Origin of the sequence: Streptomyces sp. NBC_00876, assembly GCF_045207435.1 — a bacterium.
GTDB lineage: Bacteria > Actinomycetota > Actinomycetes > Streptomycetales > Streptomycetaceae > Streptomyces.
Map to the genome: position 1 here is coordinate 2458165 of NZ_CP108800.1, position 19517 is coordinate 2477681.

The 19517-nt window shown below is 71.4% G+C and carries 19 protein-coding genes, 2 tRNA genes and 1 pseudogene; 12 read left to right on the top strand and 10 right to left on the bottom strand.

The window, feature by feature from the left end; genetic code table 11:
* Window positions 1–6 precede the first annotated feature (6 nt).
* Complete coding sequence (locus tag OG782_RS10745; protein WP_406449692.1) at window positions 7–1110, top strand: peptidoglycan-binding protein; 1104 nt, start codon at window positions 7–9, stop codon at window positions 1108–1110.
* A 199-nt stretch (window positions 1111–1309) separates the two neighbouring features.
* Window positions 1310–1972: an HAD-IA family hydrolase gene (locus OG782_RS10750; RefSeq protein WP_406449694.1), complete on the top strand. Its 663-nt coding sequence runs from the start codon at window positions 1310–1312 to the stop codon at window positions 1970–1972.
* Window positions 1973–2065: 93 nt separating this feature from the next.
* Here OG782_RS10750 and OG782_RS10755 read toward each other — a convergent pair whose 3' ends face one another.
* Entirely contained in the window at window positions 2066–2827 is a 762-nt protein-coding gene (locus tag OG782_RS10755; protein WP_406449696.1) for an ABC transporter permease, read from the bottom strand.
* Between the two features lie 304 nt (window positions 2828–3131).
* Here OG782_RS10755 and OG782_RS10760 point away from each other — a divergent pair, with 304 nt between their 5' ends.
* From OG782_RS10760 to OG782_RS10775, 4 genes and pseudogenes are all read left to right on the top strand, one after another.
* The gene (locus OG782_RS10760; protein ID WP_406449698.1) at window positions 3132–3776 is read left to right on the top strand and encodes an HNH endonuclease family protein; all 645 of its coding nucleotides are present in this window, start codon (window positions 3132–3134) and stop codon (window positions 3774–3776) included.
* A gap of 309 nt (window positions 3777–4085) precedes the next feature.
* Window positions 4086–4932: pseudogene (locus OG782_RS10765) on the top strand (alkaline phosphatase family protein); the annotation flags it as partial.
* Between the two features lie 83 nt (window positions 4933–5015).
* On the top strand, window positions 5016–5474 hold the full coding sequence (locus tag OG782_RS10770; protein WP_406449700.1) for a DoxX family protein: 459 nt from the start codon (window positions 5016–5018) through the stop codon (window positions 5472–5474).
* Window positions 5475–5750: 276 nt separating this feature from the next.
* Entirely contained in the window at window positions 5751–6428 is a 678-nt protein-coding gene (locus OG782_RS10775) for a DedA family protein (protein ID WP_406449702.1), read from the top strand.
* Here OG782_RS10775 and OG782_RS10780 read toward each other — a convergent pair.
* The 8 genes from OG782_RS10780 to OG782_RS10815 form a co-directional block, all read right to left on the bottom strand.
* Window positions 6415–6639: a DUF2277 domain-containing protein gene (locus OG782_RS10780; protein WP_406449704.1), complete on the bottom strand. Its 225-nt coding sequence runs from the start codon at window positions 6637–6639 to the stop codon at window positions 6415–6417. The two genes, OG782_RS10775 and OG782_RS10780, sit on opposite strands and share 14 nt — an antisense overlap.
* 100 nt (window positions 6640–6739) lie before the next feature.
* Window positions 6740–7420 (bottom strand): GAP family protein, encoded by a 681-nt coding sequence (locus OG782_RS10785; RefSeq protein WP_406449706.1) that lies wholly within the window; start codon window positions 7418–7420, stop codon window positions 6740–6742.
* Complete coding sequence (locus OG782_RS10790) at window positions 7413–8780, bottom strand: DUF1254 domain-containing protein (RefSeq protein WP_406449708.1); 1368 nt, start codon at window positions 8778–8780, stop codon at window positions 7413–7415. The genes OG782_RS10785 and OG782_RS10790 overlap by 8 nt, the downstream gene beginning before the upstream one ends.
* Before the next feature lie 37 nt (window positions 8781–8817).
* Entirely contained in the window at window positions 8818–10161 is a 1344-nt protein-coding gene (locus tag OG782_RS10795) for a DUF1254 domain-containing protein (protein ID WP_406449710.1), read from the bottom strand.
* Window positions 10161–10601, bottom strand: a complete 441-nt coding sequence (locus OG782_RS10800; protein ID WP_406449712.1) for a hypothetical protein — start codon at window positions 10599–10601, stop codon at window positions 10161–10163. The genes OG782_RS10795 and OG782_RS10800 overlap by 1 nt, the downstream gene beginning before the upstream one ends.
* 223 nt (window positions 10602–10824) lie before the next feature.
* Window positions 10825–12051: an MFS transporter gene (locus OG782_RS10805; RefSeq protein ID WP_406449714.1), complete on the bottom strand. Its 1227-nt coding sequence runs from the start codon at window positions 12049–12051 to the stop codon at window positions 10825–10827.
* Window positions 12052–12177: 126 nt separating this feature from the next.
* Entirely contained in the window at window positions 12178–12606 is a 429-nt protein-coding gene (locus OG782_RS10810; protein WP_406449716.1) for a hypothetical protein, read from the bottom strand.
* A 200-nt stretch (window positions 12607–12806) separates the two neighbouring features.
* Window positions 12807–13229: a MarR family winged helix-turn-helix transcriptional regulator gene (locus tag OG782_RS10815; protein WP_406449718.1), complete on the bottom strand. Its 423-nt coding sequence runs from the start codon at window positions 13227–13229 to the stop codon at window positions 12807–12809.
* 176 nt (window positions 13230–13405) lie between these two features.
* Here OG782_RS10815 and eno point away from each other — a divergent pair, with 176 nt between their 5' ends.
* The 3 genes from eno (at window position 13406) to OG782_RS10830 (ending at window position 15890) form a co-directional block, all read left to right on the top strand.
* Window positions 13406–14713, top strand: a complete 1308-nt coding sequence (eno, locus tag OG782_RS10820) for a phosphopyruvate hydratase (protein ID WP_406449720.1) — start codon at window positions 13406–13408, stop codon at window positions 14711–14713.
* Between the two features lie 145 nt (window positions 14714–14858).
* Window positions 14859–14933: transfer RNA gene (locus OG782_RS10825), tRNA-Trp, on the top strand.
* A gap of 480 nt (window positions 14934–15413) precedes the next feature.
* Complete coding sequence (locus tag OG782_RS10830) at window positions 15414–15890, top strand: hypothetical protein (protein WP_406449721.1); 477 nt, start codon at window positions 15414–15416, stop codon at window positions 15888–15890.
* Window positions 15891–16209: 319 nt separating this feature from the next.
* Here the strand turns inward: OG782_RS10830 and OG782_RS10835 are convergent.
* Window positions 16210–16284 (bottom strand) — tRNA-Val (locus OG782_RS10835).
* Window positions 16285–16546: 262 nt separating this feature from the next.
* On the opposite strand from OG782_RS10835, the gene OG782_RS10840 reads away from it, so the two are divergent.
* The 3 genes from OG782_RS10840 (at window position 16547) to OG782_RS10850 (ending at window position 19482) form a co-directional block, all read left to right on the top strand.
* Complete coding sequence (locus tag OG782_RS10840) at window positions 16547–17323, top strand: DUF4097 family beta strand repeat-containing protein (protein WP_406449723.1); 777 nt, start codon at window positions 16547–16549, stop codon at window positions 17321–17323.
* A gap of 71 nt (window positions 17324–17394) precedes the next feature.
* On the top strand, window positions 17395–18798 hold the full coding sequence (locus OG782_RS10845; RefSeq protein ID WP_406449725.1) for a hypothetical protein: 1404 nt from the start codon (window positions 17395–17397) through the stop codon (window positions 18796–18798).
* A 93-nt stretch (window positions 18799–18891) separates the two neighbouring features.
* A complete protein-coding gene (locus tag OG782_RS10850) occupies window positions 18892–19482 on the top strand; it encodes a DUF4383 domain-containing protein (protein WP_406449727.1) in 591 nt (196 codons plus the stop codon).
* The last annotated feature ends 35 nt before the right edge of the window (window positions 19483–19517 follow it).

Consider the following 19517-nt stretch of genomic DNA (forward strand, 5'->3'; position numbering starts at 1 on the left):
CCCACAATGACCGGACATATATGCCCGGAGTGCGGTACGGACAACAGACCCGGCACCGGCCCGGGCTGCGCCTGCGCGAACCGCGCGGCGCACGGCGGCGCCGGACCGCCGCGGAGCGGCGCGGAGCACCACGTCACGGCAGAGGGGCCCGTGACCGATCAGGAGCGGGCCGCCGAACAGCAGCGCATCACCGAGCAGCACCACGCCGAGCGGTCGGCCCAGATGGCCGCGGCGGAGGACTTCGACCCGCTGCGCATCCGGCCGTACGTGACGCTGGGCGGCGAGGAGACGGCGGCGGACGACGCCGGTCACCCGCAGGGGTACGCACCGGGCGGGCAGCCGGGGGACGCCGCCTCGACGATGCCGCTGTTCCTGGACCCGGCGGGGCCGATGCCGGACGAGGTGGACCCGGTCCGGCCCGCCGACGCGGCGGACACCGCGCTTCTCACGACCGGCCCGGATCCCGTACAGCCGCGTCGGCGCAAGCCGTTCGCGGCGCTGGTCGCGGGGGCGGCCGTCGTCACGGTGGTGGGCGCGGCGGCGTTCGTCGGCGGCCTGTTCAACAGGGACGGCAGCGGGGAGGCCGATCTGGACCAGGCCCTGCCCTCCACGGTGACCAGCCTGCCCGAGGAGAGCGCCGAGCCGTCGACGTCCGAGAAGGCGTCCGCCTCCGCGTCGCCCTCACGGCCGGCCTCCGCACCGGCTTCGGCCACCGCCTCCCCTTCAGGGCCGGCGACCGCCTCGGCGTCCTCCTCCGCCTCGGCCTCCGCGCCGGGAGCGGGCTCGGGGCCGGGGCCGGCCGCCCCTTCCTCCCCGGCGGCCACGGCGGGCAGCAGCAAGCCCGCGGACGTGGCCCCGCCCGGCCCGTCGGCGGACGGCCCGACACTGCGGCTCGGCGACCACGGCCCGGAGGTGGCCGAACTGCAGCGCAGGCTCCAGGAGGTGTGGCTGTTCCACGGGCCCGATGACGCGGACTACACGGACCGGGTCGAGAAGGCCGTTCACGACTTCCAGTCGTCGATGTACATCCAGGGCGACCCGGACGGGGTCTACGGGCCGAACACGCGACGTCTGCTGGAGGCGGTCACGACCGGGCAGGGGCGCCGCTGACCTGCACCGGAGGTCCGTTTCCGGGAAGGAATCGACTTTGAGCGCGGGAGGGAATTGGCTTTCTCGGGCCGGTTTTTGTACCGTAGGGGAACAAAGTGGCCTCCGCACGCACACCCTGACCGGCGGGCGGGGGCCGCTTGTTCTCTTTCCCGCGCCGCCCTGCCTTCCGCGGCCCCCTCCCCCGCCCTGGAGCCCGCCCATGCCGGCCACCACCCTCACCGCCAGCGCGCTGCTCCTCGACATGGACGGCACCCTCGTGGACTCCGACGCCGTCGTGGAGCGCTGCTGGCAGCGGTGGGCGCTGCGCCAGGGGCTGGACCCGGAGGCCGTGCTCAAGGTGGTCCACGGCCGGCAGGGGTACGCCACGATGGCGGTGCTCCTCCCGGACCGCCCGATGGAGCAGAACCACGCGGACAACCGGGTGATGCTCGCCGAGGAGACCGCCGACACCGACGGCGTCGTCCCGATCGGCGGCGCCCCCGCCTTCATGGACGCCATCGCCGCACTCCCGCACGCCCTGGTCACCTCGGCCGACCGGGCGCTCTCGGAGGCCCGGATGACCGCGGCGGGGCTGCGCATGCCGGAGTTCCGCGTCACCGCCGAGAGCGTCGGCGCCAGCAAGCCGGACCCGGAGGGCTTCCTCAAGGGCGCGGCAGGACTGGGCTTCGGCCCGGCGGACTGCATCGTCTTCGAGGACTCCGAGGCGGGTATCGCCGCGGGCCGGGCGGCGGGCATGCGCGTCGTCGGCGTCGGCCCGCGCGCGGCGGACCTCTCCCCCGACGCGCATGTCGAGGACCTGACGCAGATCCGGGTGGAAGCGGCCGCCGACGGCTCGGCCCTGCTGCACATCAGCACGCACTGAGGGCCACACATCAGCACCCGCTGAGGGCCGCCCCGGGGCGCGCCTCACGACCGGGGCCACCCCGGGCACCCCGCACCCCCGCGCCCCAGCACCTCAGCGCCCGGTAGCCGGCGCTCCCCCCGGGGTGCGGTTCAGCCGCCCCCGCGCCACCAGCTCCAGCACGCTCGCGACGGCCGCCGCCTGCACGGCCATCAGCGCCACCAGCACGAACAGCTGTACGGCGCCCGCCTGTACCGGTGAGGCGCCGCCCAGCAGCATGCCCACGAAGGCCCCGGGCAGCGTGACGAGCCCGACCGTCCGTGTCTGATCGAGCCCGGGCAGCAGAGCGTCCGCCGCCGCGGGCCTGGCGATCTCCAGCCGCGCGTCGCGGTCCAGGAACCCGAGCGCCATCGCCGCCTCCACCTCTCCGCGCCGGGTCGTCAGCTCGTCGAGAGCCCGGCGCCCGCCGAGCACGGTCGCGGTCAGCGCTCCCCCGATGAGGATCCCGGTCACCGGAATCAGCGCGATGCCCCGGACCGGCACCAGTCCGGTGAGCAGGAGCGCGGCGACCACCGGCACGACCCCCGCCCCGATCGGCACCGCCGCCCACCACCAGGTGCGGTTTCCGGTCACCCGGCGCCCCGCGGTCCACACCGCGACGCCGAACATCAGGGCGATGAAGGCGAACATCGGCGCGAGGGCGTGGAGCACCCAGCCGATGAGCGAGGAGACCACGGCGAGCTGCACCGCGGCCCGCAGCCCGGCCACGACGATCTCGCGGGACCGGCCGAGCGAGGCGAGCCGGGCGACGCCGGCCGCCGCCGCGAGCAGCAGGGCGAGGACGACGCCGAGTGTGATGTTGACCGGAAGCAGCACGCGGCCACCATAGGACGCCCCCACCCGTCGGCCCCGCCGCACACCACGACGCCCGGCCCCGTTCCGGGACCACCGCAACCCCCGCCGCACACCGCGGAACTGTCGCCCCCTCGGTTCCGTACGCCCGCGCACTCACTCCCGCACGCCCCCGCACCCCGAGCCTCTTCGTCAGACCCCTTGAAGTGACGTGCCCATGTCGCCACTCTGTTACCTGGCGCCCACCCCAAGGAAACCTGGCGCCGCCACGATGGCCGGGCTGTCACGGGAAGCCCGCCCAAGGTCCCCCCACATCAAGGGAGTTCGCATGTCAGGTGTCTACGCGCGTCGCATAGCCGTCCTCGCCGCATCCGCCGCCCTCGCCGCAACCACCGGCCTGCTCACCGCCCCCAGTGCCCAGGCGGCCATGCCCACCCCGGTCTCCGCATCCACGGCCCGCACCTACCTGAGCGAACTGACCGTGCAGGCGGAGGGCTCGTCCACCGGATACAGCCGGGACAAGTTCCCGCACTGGATCACCCAGTCGGGTGCCTGCAACACCCGCGAGGTCGTACTCAAGCGCGACGGTACGAACGTCTCGCAGGACTCCAGCTGCGCCGCCGTCAGCGGCAGTTGGTACTCGGAGTACGACGGGGCCACCTGGACCGCCGCATCCGATCTGGACATCGACCACATGGTGCCGCTGGCCGAGGCCTGGCGGTCCGGCGCCTCCGGCTGGACCACCGCCCAACGACAGGCGTACGCCAACGACCTGACGCGTCCCCAGCTCATCGCGGTCACCGACAACGTCAACCAGTCCAAGGGCGACCAGGACCCGGCGACCTGGCTCCCCTCGCGTGCCGCGTACAAGTGCACGTACGTCCGCGCCTGGGTGCACGTGAAGCACTACTACAACCTGACGGTCGACTCCGCGGAGAAGAGCGCCCTGCAGTCCGTGCTCAACGGCTGCTGACCGCCCGCTCCCGGAACCGCCCCGCACTCCCCCGTCGTTCCGTACGGTACGAAGCCGCCGTACCCGTCCGCCGCGCGGAACCGTCCGTACGGAACGACGCGAGGAGCACCCACATGGCCCGGCTGCGCCCGGGGCCACGCTGCGTACGTCGGCCGGGAGACGGCCACCACCGCGACCGTCCGGGTCGAGGCGGACCGCCCGTGCACGGCCGAGGTCCGGTGCGCGGACGGGGCATCGGGCTCGTCCCGCACCTTCGCCGTCGCCGGCCGCCGGGACGCCCCGGTGGTCGTGGGCGGTCTGACACCCGGCTCCCGGACCGACGCCGGCCCCACCCCGACCCGCCGGAGCCACCGACGCGTTTTCGGCCGAGTACGGCTGCTCATGGCGGACAGCCGCGCGGCCCGGGTGCCCGACGAGCGGCAGCGGGCGATGCTCCCCCCGCGCGGGGCGAAGTGACTGCGCGACGCGGCGCTGACCGGCCCCGGATCCTTCGACCATCTGCCGATCGGCGCCTCGCTGCCGTGGCTGCTGCCGCCATTGGTCCATGCCGCTGAACAGTGGGGCGCCGCGCTCCGCCGCGGCGAGCGGGGCGGCCCGGACGGCCGCTGGGCACGCGTCGGCGAATTCCTGCGGCAGCGCTCCGACCTGGAGCGTTGGGCGGCCTTCCCGGAGTCGTTCGGGCGGCTGACGGAGCCGATCCGTGAGGTGGCCGACGGCCCGGACGCGCCGGCGACGGTATGCGCGCTCCCGGGCGATGTGCACCATGCGTACATCGCCGAGCCCACCCGGCCCGCCGGGGCCTCCGATGACCCGCCGGGGCCCCGCGTACTACAGCTGACCTGCTCTCCCGCGCACAACTCCATTCCCGCGGCGCTCAGGGCCCGGCTTCCGGTTCGGCCGGAGCCGGCCGGGACGGCTGCTCGGGCGGCTGCCGGCACGGCACGGGCGGACCGGTACGCCACCGGTCCAGTGGTCCAAGACGGACGGCCCATGGTTCGGCGATCAGTTGATGACACTCACGCTCCATGGCCGGAAAGCTGCGCTGTCATTGGTTCAGGCCAAGTCAAGGAAGACAGGTGCCCAGTTGGAGACGGTCTTCGAGCATCCACTGACCGATGACGGTCCATCTGTTTTCAGCCAGTCGACAGAACGTTGAACTTGCAAGTATTGGTGAGGTCTACCTAATCTGTAGCGCTCAGTCGGTTCACGTCCCCACCAGACCGAAGGAGCCTCCCCCCCATGTACACACGTCTCAACCAGGCACAGCCCTATGCCCTGGCGTTCTTCCGCATCGTCGTAGGCCTGCTCTTCGCCTGCCACGGCGCCGCCTCGCTCTTCGGCGTCCTCGGCGGCGCCATGGGCGGCGGGACCATACCCGCCGGAACCTGGCCCGGCTGGTACGCGGCGGTCATCCAGCTCGTCGGCGGCAGCCTCGTGGTGCTGGGCCTGGGCACGCGCATCGCCGCCCTGGTCTCGTCCGGCTCCATGGCGTACGCGTACTTCAAGGTCCACCAGCCCGGCGCGCTCTTCCCGCTGCAGAACGGCGGGGAGCCCTCGGCCATCTACAGCTGGGTGTTCCTGCTGCTCGTCTTCACCGGCCCCGGCGCCCTCGCCCTGGACCGGCTGTTCGCGTCCCGCGCCACCGGCCGGCGCGACCTGGCCGATGCGCCGGAGCCGAGCTCCCCGGTCGCCGTCTGATCCGCACCCCCTCACGGGCCCGCCGCCGACCGGACCCGCAGCACCGCCTCACGTACCGCCGCACCCCCCTCACGCACCGCCGCACCACCTCGCGCACCGCCGGGACTCCCGCTCCCCGGCGGTGCGCGCTCCAGTGCGGCTCGAGCGGGGTGCCCAACATCACGCATATATATGGATCTCCAGCTGAACGGCAGGCGTACGCTGTACAGCTGGCCCTGCCGCTCCTGCCGCTCCCCTGCGACGTCGCGGCGTTGACACGAAATCGGGGAGTAGAAGGTGCTCGAGAGTGTGGGTGCGCTGACCGGCAGCCCATGGATCTACGCCGTGGTCGGCCTCTCCGTCCTGCTGGACGTCTTCCTTCCCGTACTGCCCAGCGGAGTCCTCGTGATCACGGCCGCCACGGCCGCTGCCGCGGGCACCACGAGCGTGGCCGCCGACGCGGCGGCGGGCGCGGCCCGTCAGGTGACCGAGGTCCCCTCGCTCCTGGCCCTGATCCTCTGCGCCGCGAGCGCCTCGGTGCTGGGCGACCTCGTCGCCTACCGGCTCGCCTGGCGCGGCGGCGAACGGCTGGACCGTGCCATTGCCCGCTCCCGCCGCCTCACGTCCGCGCAGGAACGTCTCGGCGCCGCCCTGAGCCGCGGCGGCGGCGTCCTCGTCGTCATCGCCCGCTTCGCCCCGGCCGGCCGCTCGGTCGTCTCCCTGGGCGCGGGCGCCTCGCACCGTGACGTGAAGGAATTCCTGCCGTGGTCCGCCGTCGCGGGCGTGGCCTGGGCCGGCTACAGCGTGGGACTCGGCTACTTCGGCGCACACTGGCTCGGCGCGAGCTGGCTGGGCACGGCCGTCTCGGTCCTCGCCCTGTTCGTCGCCGGCGCGTTCGCCGCACTCCTGATGCGGCGCCCCGCGGCGGCTGCGGCCGCCGCCTCGGCTCCGGTCGCGGCTCCTACGGCGTCCTGACACCACCCCGCACTTCCAGGCCGTCCAGCAGCCTGGCGGTCGCCTCGGCGATCTCGTCGACGGCCCGGTCGAAGACTTCCCTGTTGTGCGCGGCCGGGGCGCGGAAGCCGGACACCTTGCGGACGAACTGCAGGGCGGCGGCGCGGACGTCCTCCTCGGTGGCTTCCTCGGGGAGGGCGGGCGGACGGAGGGTCTTGATACTGCGGCACATGCCTCCAGTGTGGACCGCGCCACTGACAACGACCCGGCCGCCGGACAACACCCCTGGTCAGCGGTGTGCCCCTCCCCGGTACCGGGGAGGGGCACACTCCTCAGCCGGCCAGTCCGCTGATGGCGTCCCCGATGTACTTGGCCCCGAGGACGACCAGGACCGTGGTCATGATGGCGGCGTTGTGGCGCCCCATCCACGCCTTCCAGTCCCCGAGCACCTTCGAGGACCGGTCGCCGCCGAAGAGGAACACCCCCAGCGGCAGCGCGGTGCACAGCGACGCGATGACCACCATCAGGACCCCGGCGACGGCCTTTCCGCCCCCGCTCGCCGTACTGGAGGCGATGGACACGGCGCCACCGACCGCCAGCACCAGGTTCTTCGGGTTGGCGACGGCCAGCACGGCCGCCAGCCCCGCCGATTTTCCGGGGGTGAACCCGTCGATCGCCCGCATCCACTTGGGCTGCTCGGCGTCCTGCCCCTCTCGCGGCCGCCCCTTCCACTGCTTGGCCGCCATGAGGACGAACAGCGCGCCGAACGCCAGCTTCAGCCACAGCGTCCAGGTGGCCGGGCCCTCGTCCCCGGCGGAGGCGTCGGCCCCCGATCCCGCGAGCACGACCACCGTGACCAGGACGGCGAGCGACACCGTCCAGCCGAGGGCGAACGCGATGCCGTTGGACCGGCCGCGCGGGGTGGCGAGCATGAGAATGACGGCGATCAACGGCAGCGGGCTGATCGCGATGCCGACGGCGGACGCCAGCATCTGCCCGATCGCCTCACCCACGGCCGGCCTCCCCGATCCGCCGGATGACGGGGATCTCGTACTTCCCGTCGAGTACCGCCCGCTGCGGCATGTACAGCCTGCACATGGGCCGGAAGTCCCCCTCCGGCGCCGGCAGCCAGTTCGCCGCGGCGACCGGGTCGGCGGGCCGCTCCCTGCTGATGTGGAGGGTCAGCGACCCGTCGCCTGCGTACACGATCCCGGGCGTACGGTCCCCGACCGAGAAGCGGCCGGCCGGGTTGGCGACCAGGTAGTAGTCCGGGGTCTCGTACATGGTCACGGACCAGAACGCGTCGACCGGCGGCGGCTCCTCGAAGCGGAGTTCGTAGCGGTGCGCGCCGCTGAGCTGTGCGCCGTCGGCGTCGTGGAAGGTCTGCGCGTACACCGCCTCGTAGCCGTGGTTGCCCCACAGTCCGGTGCGGGCCGCGACGGCCCTGGCCAGGTAGGAGGCCTGCCGGTCGGCGATCTTCCACTCCGGCGAGTCGATGGTCCCCACCCCGAAGTGGTCGAGGTTGTAGTCGAAGAGATGGGGATTCGCCGACCATCCGCTGTCCGCGCCGCCCCCCGCCTCGGCCCGGCTCGCCGCCTCCACCCGCTCCTTGCCCAGCGCCAGCCCCTCGGTCAGCGCGCGCACCAGGGCGGCCCCGGCCGGAACGTAGGGCGAAGGCCCCTCCTCCAGGAGTCCCAGCGGCTGGAACCGGTCCTGGTAGGCCTGGTCGGCGGCGGACGGCGGGAAGTCGGCCATCCACACCCTGAGCTGCTCGAAGAAGCGGAGCTCCGCGGGCACACCGGCGTCGGGGGCGGGCAGACCGGTGTGGTGCTCGCCGCGTTCGAGGTGGGTGAGGGTGAGCTGCTTCTGGAGCGCGCGGACCCGCGCCACGTCGTCCGGGCCGTCGCAGGCGTTGCGGCCGACGACGGTGACGACGCTCGTGGGCGCGTCGATGACCCCGCGTACTCCGTCGGGCACGGCGCCCGCCCACCCGGGCGGCACGACGAGCCAGTCGGCCGCCCGGGTACCGGTGGCCCGGCGGCCGACGTACGCGAAGTTGTTGGTCCAGGTGTCGACGAACTGCAGGACGTAGTACGCCCCGTCGGTGTCGGGGACGTGCAGCCGGACCGGTCCGCCGGAGAGGTCGAGCTGGGCGATCGAGTAGAGGGTGTCGTTGTTGACGGACACGAAGTGCGCTTCGGCGTCGGCGAGCGACTCGGAGTGCGCGAACGCGTTGAAGGGAGCGGCGGCCAGTGCGCCGAACCCCTTGTGCAGACACGCCTCGACCATCGACAGGTCGAAGACGAGCGGATAGCCGTAGACGTACGCCTCGGCGGCCAGCTCGACGAGATCGTGCGTGGGCTTCTCCGGCATGGAGAGCCTCCCCTTCAGTGGTCGTGCAAGGGCGGGTTCAGTGGTCGTGCACGGCGAGCGCCGGCATGGACCAGCTGCCGTCCAGGACGGGCGTTCCGGGCCCGTACACGCGGACGGCGACGGTGAACGGACCGTCGGGTGCGGGCAGCCAGTTGGCGGCCTGCTTCGGGTCCTGGGGCCGGTCCTTCCGTACGTAGAGGGTCAGTCCGCCGTCCTCGTCGTACAGCAGGCCCGGGGTGCGGTCCCCGATCGAGTAGCGGCCGGCCGGATTGGCCACGAGCAGCCGCTCGGGCAGCCGGTACATGGTGGTGGACCAGAAGAACCGGGCGGGCGGCAGCTGTCCTGCGGGGAAGTGCACTGTGTAGTCGTGGACGGAGGCGTCCGGCGGCCGGTTGCCCCGGTCGTCCTCCAGCCATCCGGCGTACCAGGCCTCGGCGGCGGGCAGTCCGTAGAGCCCCTTGTCGACGCCGACCGCGCGGGTCAGGTAGTCGTCGCCGTGCTCGGCCCGCGTGCCGAACCAGCCGGTGGAGTCCCTGGCCCCGCTCTTGGCCTGCTCCAGCCGCTCCCGCGCGTCGGCGATCCCCAGCCGGAGCGCCTCCCGGATCTCCGGCTTCAGCGCGGCGGGTTCGAACTCGCCGCTGCCGTCGACACCGAGCGCGGCGAGCCGCTCACGCAGCTCCCGTTCACTGTCCAGTACGGGGAAGAACCGGAGCAGGAAGTCGAGCAGCGTGAAGAACTCCACGCTGTCCAGGTCCTCCTCGCGCCACACCGGCCAGACGGGTTCGCCGACCGGGTGCGGGGCGGCCGTGTCCAGGAACTCCGACAGCGGGCGCAGCCGGTACTGCTCCTGGACCGCCCGCAGCGCCGGTACGTCGTCGGGGCCCGCCAGATACGTACGTCCGACGATGCCGACGAGGAAGGTGTCCGCGCGCAGGACGCCGCTGATCCCGTCGGGCACCTGGCCCCGCCACCCGGGTCCCGCCACCAGGTAGTCCCCGGCGCCCGCACCGGTCGTACGGCTTCCGACGTATCCCACGTACGAGGTGTCGAGGTCGTGGAACGGCAGGACGTAGTACCGGTCGGCCGCCGGCACGGAGACCACCCACGGCTCGTCGCGCAGATCGAGCCACGCCCAGGAGTACGGGGTGTCGTTGTTGGGCGTCACCACATCCGTGTTGGCCGGGGTGAACGGCTGGGCGTAGTGCCGGAACCGCCCGAAGCCGCCGACCGAGCGGGGGTCGTCCGGGTCGATGGCCTGCGGGTACATCGTGCGGTAGTTCTGCAGCAGCGGATAGCCCCAGATCCAGGCCTCGGCCGCCGTCGAACGCGCCGGCCCGGCGGTGGGAGCCACCGCCGGGCCGGCGCCGTTACCGGCATTCATCAGATGACCGCCTTCGAGCGGTCGGTGCACAGGGCCCAGATCACGAAGGTGTCGATGGCGAGGGAGACGACGGCCCAGATCGGCTGGTAGGGCAGCCACATGAAGTTGGCGATCATATTGAGCGCCGCCAGCCCCACACCGGCGCCGCGCGCCCAGACGGAGCCCTTGAGGATGCCCCAGCCGACGACGGCGATGATGATGCCGAGGATGAGATGGATCCATCCCCAGGTCGTCACGTTGAACTCGAAGACGTAGTTGTTGATCCGTGCATATACGTCGTCGGACGCGATCCCGGCGATGCCCTTGATCGCCCCCAGCACCCCGTCGACCATCAGCAGGACACCGGCGAACATGAGCCCGCCGGCCGCCCAGGGGTTGATGTCCCCGGACTGGGACGAAGGTGTGGTTGAGCTGCCCGGCGTGGGCGCGGTCTGTGCCATGAGTACTCCTCGGCCGGTGGGACTGCACGTCAGACCGACACTCATCGGCGCATTCGGGCACGGCTACTTGGACGCGTCCGAACGGGTGAGAGCGGGGTGGGTACGCCGATGCCGTATTCCGGCCGGCTGGTTCATGGCGCTGTCCCCGCTGGCGCGGCCGGGGAAGTCCCTCCCCGACGAACAGCGGACCCAGAAGCCCGGGCAGCCACGCCCCCCGGGCGGTTCACGCCCGCTTGATCCGGTAGATGTCGCGGACGCACACATTGGCCACGGTGGCGGCGAGGATGATTCCTGAGCACACCATCAGAATGTGCTGACCGCTCCAGTACTTCGACGCGACGGCCGCCAGGAGGTACCCGACCGGAATGGCGATCCGCTCCCCCAGCGCGTTGAAGGCGCCGAGCCGGCCCAACTCCTCGTCAGGAACCTGCTGTTGCATGACCGTGGACCAGGCGACGATCGTCACGTCCATTCCGATGCCGGCGACGGCGGCGGCCCCCAGCACCCAGGGCAGCGAGAGCCCCAGTCCCAGGGCGGCCAATGGCAGCATGATGCCCGAACCGGCCAGCACACAGACCAGCATCAGCCGTCTCGGCCTCCAGAGCAGGCAGACGAACGTACCGACGAGAAGCCCTGCGGCGAAGGCGCCCTGCACCAACCCCCAGGAGCGGGCGCCCGAGTAGCTCTCATCGGCCACGAGCGGCCCGAGCAGCTGAAAACCGGCCAGCCACGCCGCCACGATCGCGGTCCCGGCGACGGTGAAGCTCCACAGCCAGGTCCGTGAGCGGAAACCCTCCCAGCCGGTACGCAGGTCGGCCACCACGCCGCTGCCGGACGGGACGGAGCCGGCGAGCCGGAGCCCCAGCAGGAGAAGGGCCGCGACGACGAAGGTGGTGGCGTCCCACCCGAGGGCCCAGGCGGGCCCGGTGAGCGCGACGACGAACCCGCCGACGACAGGGCCGACGATCTTGACCACGTTCCTGGGAATGCGAACCAGTGCGTTGGCCTGCTGGAGCAATTCCTTGGGCACGAGCCGGGATGCGATTCCCTGCTCCGCGGGCGCGATGAACGCGGTCGACACACCCGAAAGGCAGGCACAGACACTGATCGCGAAGGTCGTCGCCGCCCCGGTCGCGACCAGCACGGCAACGGCCGCCTGGGCGGCCCCGGCGCCGAGATTCCCGAGGAAGAGGATCCGGCTGCGGGACATCCGGTCCGCCAGCACGCCGCCGACGAGAAGGAGAACCAGGGTCGGCACCGTATTCGCCGTGAGTACGATCCCGAGCGACCGGGCTCCCCCGCCCTGCCCGATCACGGCGAACGCGAGGGCCACGGGAGCCATCGCCGACCCCGTCGCCGAGACCAGGTTGGCCAGCAGGAACCGCCGGAAGGCGGGTATGCGCAGGGGGGACGCGGCGGGTGACAGGTGTTCGCGCTGGTCGGTGGTCATGAAGGCCTGCTTCCTGCCGGTTCGCGCCGGCCGTCCGGCCGGGCGGGCGGATCGGAAGGGCGGCACGGTACTGGAGCGCGGGAGCATCACCGAAACCGGCCGGCCGAATCGGACGAATCACTCAGATCACAGAAACTCGGCCAGAGCGACGGCGGGACAGCCGAGCACCGAGGTCAGCGTCCGCCGCTGCCGCCCGGTCAGTGCCGCCAGGAAGACCGCCGCGTCGGCGCCGGTCCGCTCACAGAGCCCGGCTGCCTCACGGATCTTCCCGTAACTCATCAGCGTCCGCGAGGAGTAGGGCAGCCCCATCTTCCTGACCCCGCCGCCCGAAACGCCCCGCCGCTGCACGATCCGCCCCACCACGCGGGCCCCGGCTGCCGTCACGGCGTCGGCCGCCGCGTCCATCCGCTGGTCGAAGTCCTTCTCCTTGCCGGAGAAGTAGCCGACGATCACCACATCGCTCCCGGCAACGGAGAGAACCGGGGCGCCCTGCCCCGGCACCACCTGCCGCCCGTGCGAGGCGGGACGTCGATCGCGCCTTCGCCCTTGATGCATGACTGGCAGGCTAGACGCCACAGCTCCGAGGCGAAACGTGATTACCGGCGCGTAAGCGACGCCGGTGCCGGTGCCGGTGCCGGTGCCGACCAGCCGGTAGGCGAGACTCCGCGCGTCCGGACCGGCCTGGTCGAGGACCGGCGAGAGGACACTCAGCAGGGCGAATTCGCCCGATCGTTCCCCGTTACGGGCCGAGCTCGCTAGCGCGTGGCGAGCCGCTCCAGCAGGGCGGCGCTCCGGGCCAGCAACGACCGCTCCTCATCCGTGAGTTCGGCCTCGATGGCCTGCGCGAGCCAGCCGGCCCTGCGGCCGCGCTCCGCCTCGAGCGCTACCCGGCCCGCGTCGGACAGCTCGACCAGCGACTTGCGGCCGTCGGTGGGGTGAGCGCGGCGGGTGATCAGGTTCTGTTCCATGAGGAGCCCCACGGCCCGGGCCATCGACTGGGGGCGTACGCGCTGATCGGCGGCGAGGTCGCTGGTGGTCATGGCGCCGTCGCGGTCGAGCGCACCGAGCACGGCGACCTGCCCCAGCGGGATGCGGTCCTCGTTCTTGACGCGCCGGGTGAGCTTGCCCATCGCGGTGCGCAGTTCGGCGGCGATGGCGGCGGCTTCCGGGGTGGGCATAGGGCACTTTACCCCGTTGGCCAGCCAAGCTGTGCACCTCACCTGCACAGCAATGCTGTACAGCCAAACTGAGCAGCAGAACTGAGCAGCATTGCTGTAAGGTTTGGCTCCGTCGGGCTCAGCGCCAGCGTTGTCGCAGCCAGGGCCACGGCATACGACAACGGGAAGGAACTCCCATGTCCGCACCGACAGCCGGAACCATCGGCACCACCCTCGAGACCGTCACCGCCCGCCGGATCATCGACAGCCGGGGCAACCCCACGGTCGAGGTCGACGTCGTCCTGGCGGACGGCTCCCTGGGGCGCGCGGCTGTCCCCTCCGGCGCCTCCACCGGCGCCCGTGAGGCCGTGGAACTGCGCGACGGGGACGCCGCACGCTGGCACGGCAAGGGCGTCGACCGCGCGGTGGCCCACGTCAACGGGGAGATCGCGGCATCCGTGCGCGGCCGGGACGCGTCGGACCAGGCGGGTCTCGACGCCGCACTGGTCGCCCTCGACGGCACCGCGACGAAGTCCCGGCTCGGCGCCAACGCGATCCTCGGCGTCTCCCTCGCCACCGCCAAGGCCGCCGCTGCGGCCCACCGCCAACCCCTCTACCGCTACCTCGGCGGCGCCGACGCCCGCCTCCTGCCGCTGCCGATGATGAACATCGTCAACGGCGGCGCCCACGCCGACAACCCGCTGGATTTCCAGGAGTTCATGATCGCCCCCGTGGGCGCTGACACCTTCGCCGAAGCCGTCCGCATGGGCAGCGAGGTCTTCCACACCCTGCGCCGCGACCTCCTCGCCGCCGGCCACTCCACGGGCGTCGGCGACGAGGGCGGCTTCGCACCCGCACTGCGTACCGCCGAGGAGGCGCTCGACTTCGTGATGGCCGCCATCGAACGCACCGGCTACCGCCCCGGCACGGACATCGGCCTGATGATGGACCCGGCGTCCTCGGAGTTCTTCCGCGACGGGGTGTACGACTACGCGGGCGAGGGGGTCCGCCGCACCCCCTCCGAGAACGTCGACTACCTGGCCAAGCTCATCGACGCCTACCCGGTCATCTCCATCGAGGACCCGATGGCGGAGAACGACCACGACGGCTGGCGCGAGCTGACCTCCCGCGTCGGCGACCGCTGCCAGCTCGTCGGCGACGACGTGTTCTGCACCAACGAAACGCTGCTGCGCGAAGGCATTCGCACCGGTGTCGGCAACTCGGTCCTGGTCAAGGTCAATCAGATCGGCACCCTGACCGAGGCCCTGACCGCGGTGACCACGGCCCACCGGGCAGGCTGGACGGCCGTGATGTCGCACCGCTCGGGCGAGACGGAGGACACCACCATCGCGGACCTGGCGGTGGCGACCGGCTGCGGCCAGATCAAGACCGGCTCACTCTCCCGCTCCGACCGCACGGCCAAGTACAACCAACTGATCTGGATCGAGGAGGAGTTGGGCACCTCGGCACGCTTCGCGGGCCGCTCCGCGCTGCGTCGGGTGTGACCAGCAGGCGGAGGCAGAGAGTGAGCGGACCACACCGATGGCCGCTCGGAGCTGGTGAGGGTTACTTACGCCCCAGCATCTGACCACAGCCCCGCCACGCGCAGCGCCCCCTCTCGACGGGTCTTCCGTAGGATGGCCGCCAGGCGGAGCCGTAGCGCAGAGGTCGTCGCGCGCGGTCTCCAAAACCGCGAGGACGCCGGTTCGAATCCGGCCGGTTCCGCCTTCCCGTCACGTCCGGCGTTTCCGCTCGCGCCTGACGGCGCTGCGCTTGATCGTCCGCATAGGACCGCGCTTCCTCAAGCGACGCCCCGGAAGCATCCATTCGACTCAGATGGCAGTTCTCGCCCTGGCTTTGTTGCGATTCGTGGGTCTGACCTTGGAAAGTTCCAGAAACCCCATGCCTGAGCCGACGGACTTGAAACCCGTCGTGGCGCGAGTCATCGTGGGGTCAAATCCCACGCCCACCGCAGATGAACGGCTCATTACTGGGTGAATCGGCCGGGGGCCGGGGGCCGTTCGCATGCGTGCAGTCCGTCAGATCACTGTGGTTCCCCGTCGGTTCCTGTCTGATCGGGCATGACACGGATACGGGATCCTTTCTCGTCCGTCGCTCGCAGTTGTGGACTGAAACGACGGCTGCTTGGGGAAGATTCGAGCACTATCCACGGCTTCGCACGGGGGAATTCGTATGGATTCAGACATGGTCACCGCTGTTGCAGCGATAGTCGTGGCACTCGCCTCCCTCTGGGTCAGCTACACGCAGGCCCGGGACAGTAGGCGACATGGTCGGCAGTCGGTGAGGCCCCTGCTGCAAATGCGCCGCATAAAGGAGTACGAAGGTTCTGAAGCAGGGCTCAACGTCATCAATGCCGGTCTCGGGCCGGCCATCGTGACGAGTTCAGTCGTGCGGTTGGACGGGGAGGTCATTGGGCAATGGGACTACCACACACAGCAACGCCTTCTCGGCCCGTTTCCGGCGCAACCCAAGGCGCACTCCCTGCGTCCAGGTGCCGTGGTGCTAGCCGGGCAGTCCACGTTCTTGTTGTCTCTGGATGAGTTCAGCGATGATCAGCACGGCTGGTTCTGGGAACTTGTCACGCGACGCCTCGTGATCGAAATCCGCTACGAATCCCTGTACGGCGGCGAGAACTTCATGGTGACACCGCCCGTCTTCTGAGGCGGTCCTCAACCCATCACTCGCCCAGCGTCCATCCCGTCCGCCTTCGGCCCCCACTCCGTGGAGCGGGCGTGGTTCAGGGCGTCAAGGTGAAGCGCGCAGCCTGTAACAGCCCGGCCCGGGCCTCAGACGCCAGTGATCACCATGCGGCCGTCGTGCGATCGATGGCTCACGTCGTCCAGGACACGCAGCGTGAGGCCGTGAGTCACCTGGACCGTGTGCTGAAGCGACAGCGTCCCGACCGTGGGTGACCGTGTCCGTTGATGTCAGAAGCAGATGTCAAAGGCCCCCAACCATGATCGGTTGGGGGCCTTTGCACTGGTGGGCGCGGACGGTTTCGAACCGCCGACATCTGCTTTGTAAGAGCAGCGCTCTACCCCTGAGCTACGCACCCGTGGATGAGGCAACAGATTACATGGCTCTCGGCGCAGGTCGACAATCGGTTACCCGGTCGAGCGCCCGCCCCGCCCGGGGTGCCCCGGCCGAGCGCCCGCCCCGCCCGGGGTGCCCCGGCCGAGCGCCCGCCCCACCCGACGCGGCAGGCATGCGGGGGATATCCCCACCCCGGATCCGGTAGCCGGCCGGATCGTCCGGGAAGCGGGGGCTGCATACGGTGAGGTCACGTCGGCAGCATCAGCCAGGGGGCCTCGATCACCATGACCACGACCATCCGCACCCGCACCAACCTCGTCGTCGCCACCGGCGGCACCGTCCTCCTCCTCGCGGCCCTCAGTGGTTGCGGTTCCACGGACGTTGAGGACGCTCCCGCCGAGCACAAGTCGTTCGCGTACAGCGGGAAGGCGCTCACCATCGACGCGGAGAACTCCACCGTGGAAGTCGTGCCCGCCGATGTGGACAAGATCGAGGTGACGCGCAGGGTCGACGGGTGGGTGGTGCTCGGGAGCGGGCCGGACCCCGTCTGGAAGCTGGAGGGCGACACGCTCACGCTCCGGGTGAAGTGCGATGCGCTGATCAGCGACTGCGGTGCGCAGCACCGGGTGAAGGTGCCCCGCGGGCTTGCGCTGACCGTGGATGCCGACAACGGGAGGGTCACCGCGTCCGGGTTCGGTACGCCGCTCAAGCTCTTCTCGGACAACGGCGGGGTCGTCGTGCGGGATGTCAGCGGGCCGCTGGAGCTGAAGAGCGACAACGGGGCCGTGCGCGGCGAGCGGATCTCGGGGGCTTCCGTGGTGGCCCGTTCGGACAACGGTTCCGTGAAGCTCGGCTTCAGCCGGGTCCCGGATCTCGTGGACACCGTCAGTGACAACGGGAGCATCACCATCGACCTGCCGGCGGGCACGAGCCGGTACGCCGTGTCCGCGTCGGCCGACAACGGGGACATCTCCGTGCGCGTGCCCCGCAGCAGCGAGAGCCGGCACGCGGTGAAGGCGCACAGCGACAACGGCGAAGTCACCGTGCGAAGCGCGAACTAACGGGCCCGTGTGTTCGTCCTTACCTGGTGGGAGAATGTACCGGGCAGGGCGAAACGGCACGGGAGAGGGATGTGACGGCGACACACGCGAAGCCGCAGGCCGGAGCGGGTGGGAGTTCCGCCGTCAGTGATGTCCCGGTCAGCCGGGACGGTCACCGTTTCCGTGATGTGCTGCTGCTGATGCTGCTGCCCGTGCCGCTGTTTGCCGCAGCTTTGCCCGCCTCGTTCGCCGGGGGCGGTACGCGGCGCTGGTTCGGCGGGCGTGGGGAGGGCCAGCGGGCCGAGGCGCAGGCGGCGAAGGATGCCGCCGCCGAGGCCTTCTACGAGCTCGACACGGCCCAGCGGGATCTGCAGATCTCCATCGAGACGATCACCGCGGTCGACAGTTCACCGGCCGCGCGCAAGGCCGTCGACGACTTCGCCGCCCTCGGGCGGCGCATCGACGAGGCCAGTCACGCCTACATCACCGCGGTCGACGCGCACGATCTCGACCGGGACGATCTCGAGCCCGCCGTCGCCTCACGGGCCAGGACCGAGCTGTCCGCCGCCAAGGACGAGCTCGTACGGGTCAAGGGTGAGCTCGACCGGTTCGCGGCCGGTCTCGGGCCGCTGCTCAGCAGTGCCGAGACCCAGCTCGCCCGGCTCGCGCCCGCGGTGGAGCGGGCGCGGCAGGCGCTCCTGTCCGCGAGCAATGCTCTCGACGCGGTGCGGGCGTCCGGACTGCGGGCGGATGATCTCGCCGCGCGGCTCGCGGCCCTCGCCCCCGAGCTGACCAAGCTCAACCAGGGTGCCGGGCGGCACGGCGTGCCCGAGACCCTCCAGCGCGCCGACCGGGTGCTGCGCGACGCCGAGGCCGTACGGGCCGAGGCGGCGCAGCTGCCCGAGCGGGCCGCCGAGATCGACAAGCGGCTGGTGACACTGCGTACGCGCGCCCAGGCGCTGACGACCAGGTCGGCCTCCGTCGAGCCGGTGCTCAGCGAGCTGCGGCGGCGGTTCTCGGCGGCCTGCTGGCAGGACCTCCAGCCGGTCCCCGAGCAGGCGGCCATCAATGTGCGCCAGGCCGAGGAGAAGCTCAAGGAGGCCGCGAAAGCGCGTGACGAGCAGCGCTGGGCCGACGCCACTTCCCGGCTGAGCACCGTACGGGCGCTGCTCAACGCCACGGACGAGGCGGTGTCCGCGGCCGGTGACCGGCTGCACCGGCTGGACGCCGTCGCCAAGGACCCGCAGCAGGAGATCCAGCGGACCCGGTTCGCGATCCGGGACGCCCAGCGGCTGGCCATGGCCGGGCGCTACACACCCGAGCCGCGCCACGCCCGGCCCCTCGACGATGCGGTGGCCCGGCTCGACCAGGCCATCACCGCGCTGGAGGGGCGCCACCCCGACTACTGGCACTTCCTGACCGTCACGGAAGGGGTGCGGCAGACTGCCGCACGCGTCGTCTCCGAGATCCGCGAGGAGCGCGGCGCCGGCGCCTGACGACCAGGGGTTCGGCCCCTCGGCGGCCCGGGGCTCCGGCGTGCGGCGGGTCCGTCGCCGCGAGATCCTGGTAGTACGCGAAGGAGGCCCCCGATGGCCACCCATGTACTGCGTCCCGCCCGTCGGCCGGCAGCCCACCGCAGAGCCACCCGGCTCGACGAGCACCTTCCCGTCGACCACCGGCTCAGCCGCGTCTACCGGATCGGGGCGGGGCTGATGGGGCTGGTGCTGCTCGCCTTCGGCATCCTCGGGCTGATCGACAGGATCGGCTTCTTCGACACCGGCGGTGCCACCGTCGCGGGCCTCAATACCAACGGCGCGCTCAGCGTGCTGTCGATCTGTGTCGGGCTGCTGCTGTTCATCGGCATGGTGATCGGCGGCAATCTCGCCTCGACGCTCAACATGGTGCTGGGCATCGCCTTCATCCTCAGCGGCTTCGTCAATCTCGCCCTGCTGGACACCGGGCTCAACTTCCTCGCCTTCGAGATCCAGAACGTGCTGTTCAGCTTTGTGGTCGGGCTGTTGCTGATGATGTTCGGGATGTACGGACGGGTCAGCGGCGGGCTCTCCCACGACAACCCGTACTGGCGGGCCCGCCATCCCGAGGAGGCCGAGCGCGAGCAGCGCCTCGCCCGGCACAGGACGGTCGAGGAGATGCCGGTCGTCCGGCGGCCGCAGGCATGAACAACGCCGGCCCGCGGACAGCCTGGGGGCATGCG

Coding starts and splice junctions, on each gene's coding strand:
- OG782_RS10745 (WP_406449692.1), top strand. CDS start 7: ATGACCGGACATATATGCCCGGAGTGCGGTACGGACAACAGACCCGGC.
- OG782_RS10750 (WP_406449694.1), top strand. CDS start 1,310: ATGCCGGCCACCACCCTCACCGCCAGCGCGCTGCTCCTCGACATGGAC.
- OG782_RS10760 (WP_406449698.1), top strand. CDS start 3,132: ATGTCAGGTGTCTACGCGCGTCGCATAGCCGTCCTCGCCGCATCCGCC.
- OG782_RS10770 (WP_406449700.1), top strand. CDS start 5,016: ATGTACACACGTCTCAACCAGGCACAGCCCTATGCCCTGGCGTTCTTC.
- OG782_RS10780 (WP_406449704.1), bottom strand. CDS start 6,639: ATGTGCCGCAGTATCAAGACCCTCCGTCCGCCCGCCCTCCCCGAGGAA.
- OG782_RS10790 (WP_406449708.1), bottom strand. CDS start 8,780: ATGCCGGAGAAGCCCACGCACGATCTCGTCGAGCTGGCCGCCGAGGCG.
- OG782_RS10795 (WP_406449710.1), bottom strand. CDS start 10,161: ATGAATGCCGGTAACGGCGCCGGCCCGGCGGTGGCTCCCACCGCCGGG.
- OG782_RS10800 (WP_406449712.1), bottom strand. CDS start 10,601: ATGGCACAGACCGCGCCCACGCCGGGCAGCTCAACCACACCTTCGTCC.
- OG782_RS10805 (WP_406449714.1), bottom strand. CDS start 12,051: ATGACCACCGACCAGCGCGAACACCTGTCACCCGCCGCGTCCCCCCTG.
- OG782_RS10810 (WP_406449716.1), bottom strand. CDS start 12,606: ATGCATCAAGGGCGAAGGCGCGATCGACGTCCCGCCTCGCACGGGCGG.
- OG782_RS10815 (WP_406449718.1), bottom strand. CDS start 13,229: ATGCCCACCCCGGAAGCCGCCGCCATCGCCGCCGAACTGCGCACCGCG.
- eno (WP_406449720.1), top strand. CDS start 13,406: ATGTCCGCACCGACAGCCGGAACCATCGGCACCACCCTCGAGACCGTC.
- OG782_RS10830 (WP_406449721.1), top strand. CDS start 15,414: ATGGTCACCGCTGTTGCAGCGATAGTCGTGGCACTCGCCTCCCTCTGG.
- OG782_RS10840 (WP_406449723.1), top strand. CDS start 16,547: ATGACCACGACCATCCGCACCCGCACCAACCTCGTCGTCGCCACCGGC.
- OG782_RS10850 (WP_406449727.1), top strand. CDS start 18,892: ATGGCCACCCATGTACTGCGTCCCGCCCGTCGGCCGGCAGCCCACCGC.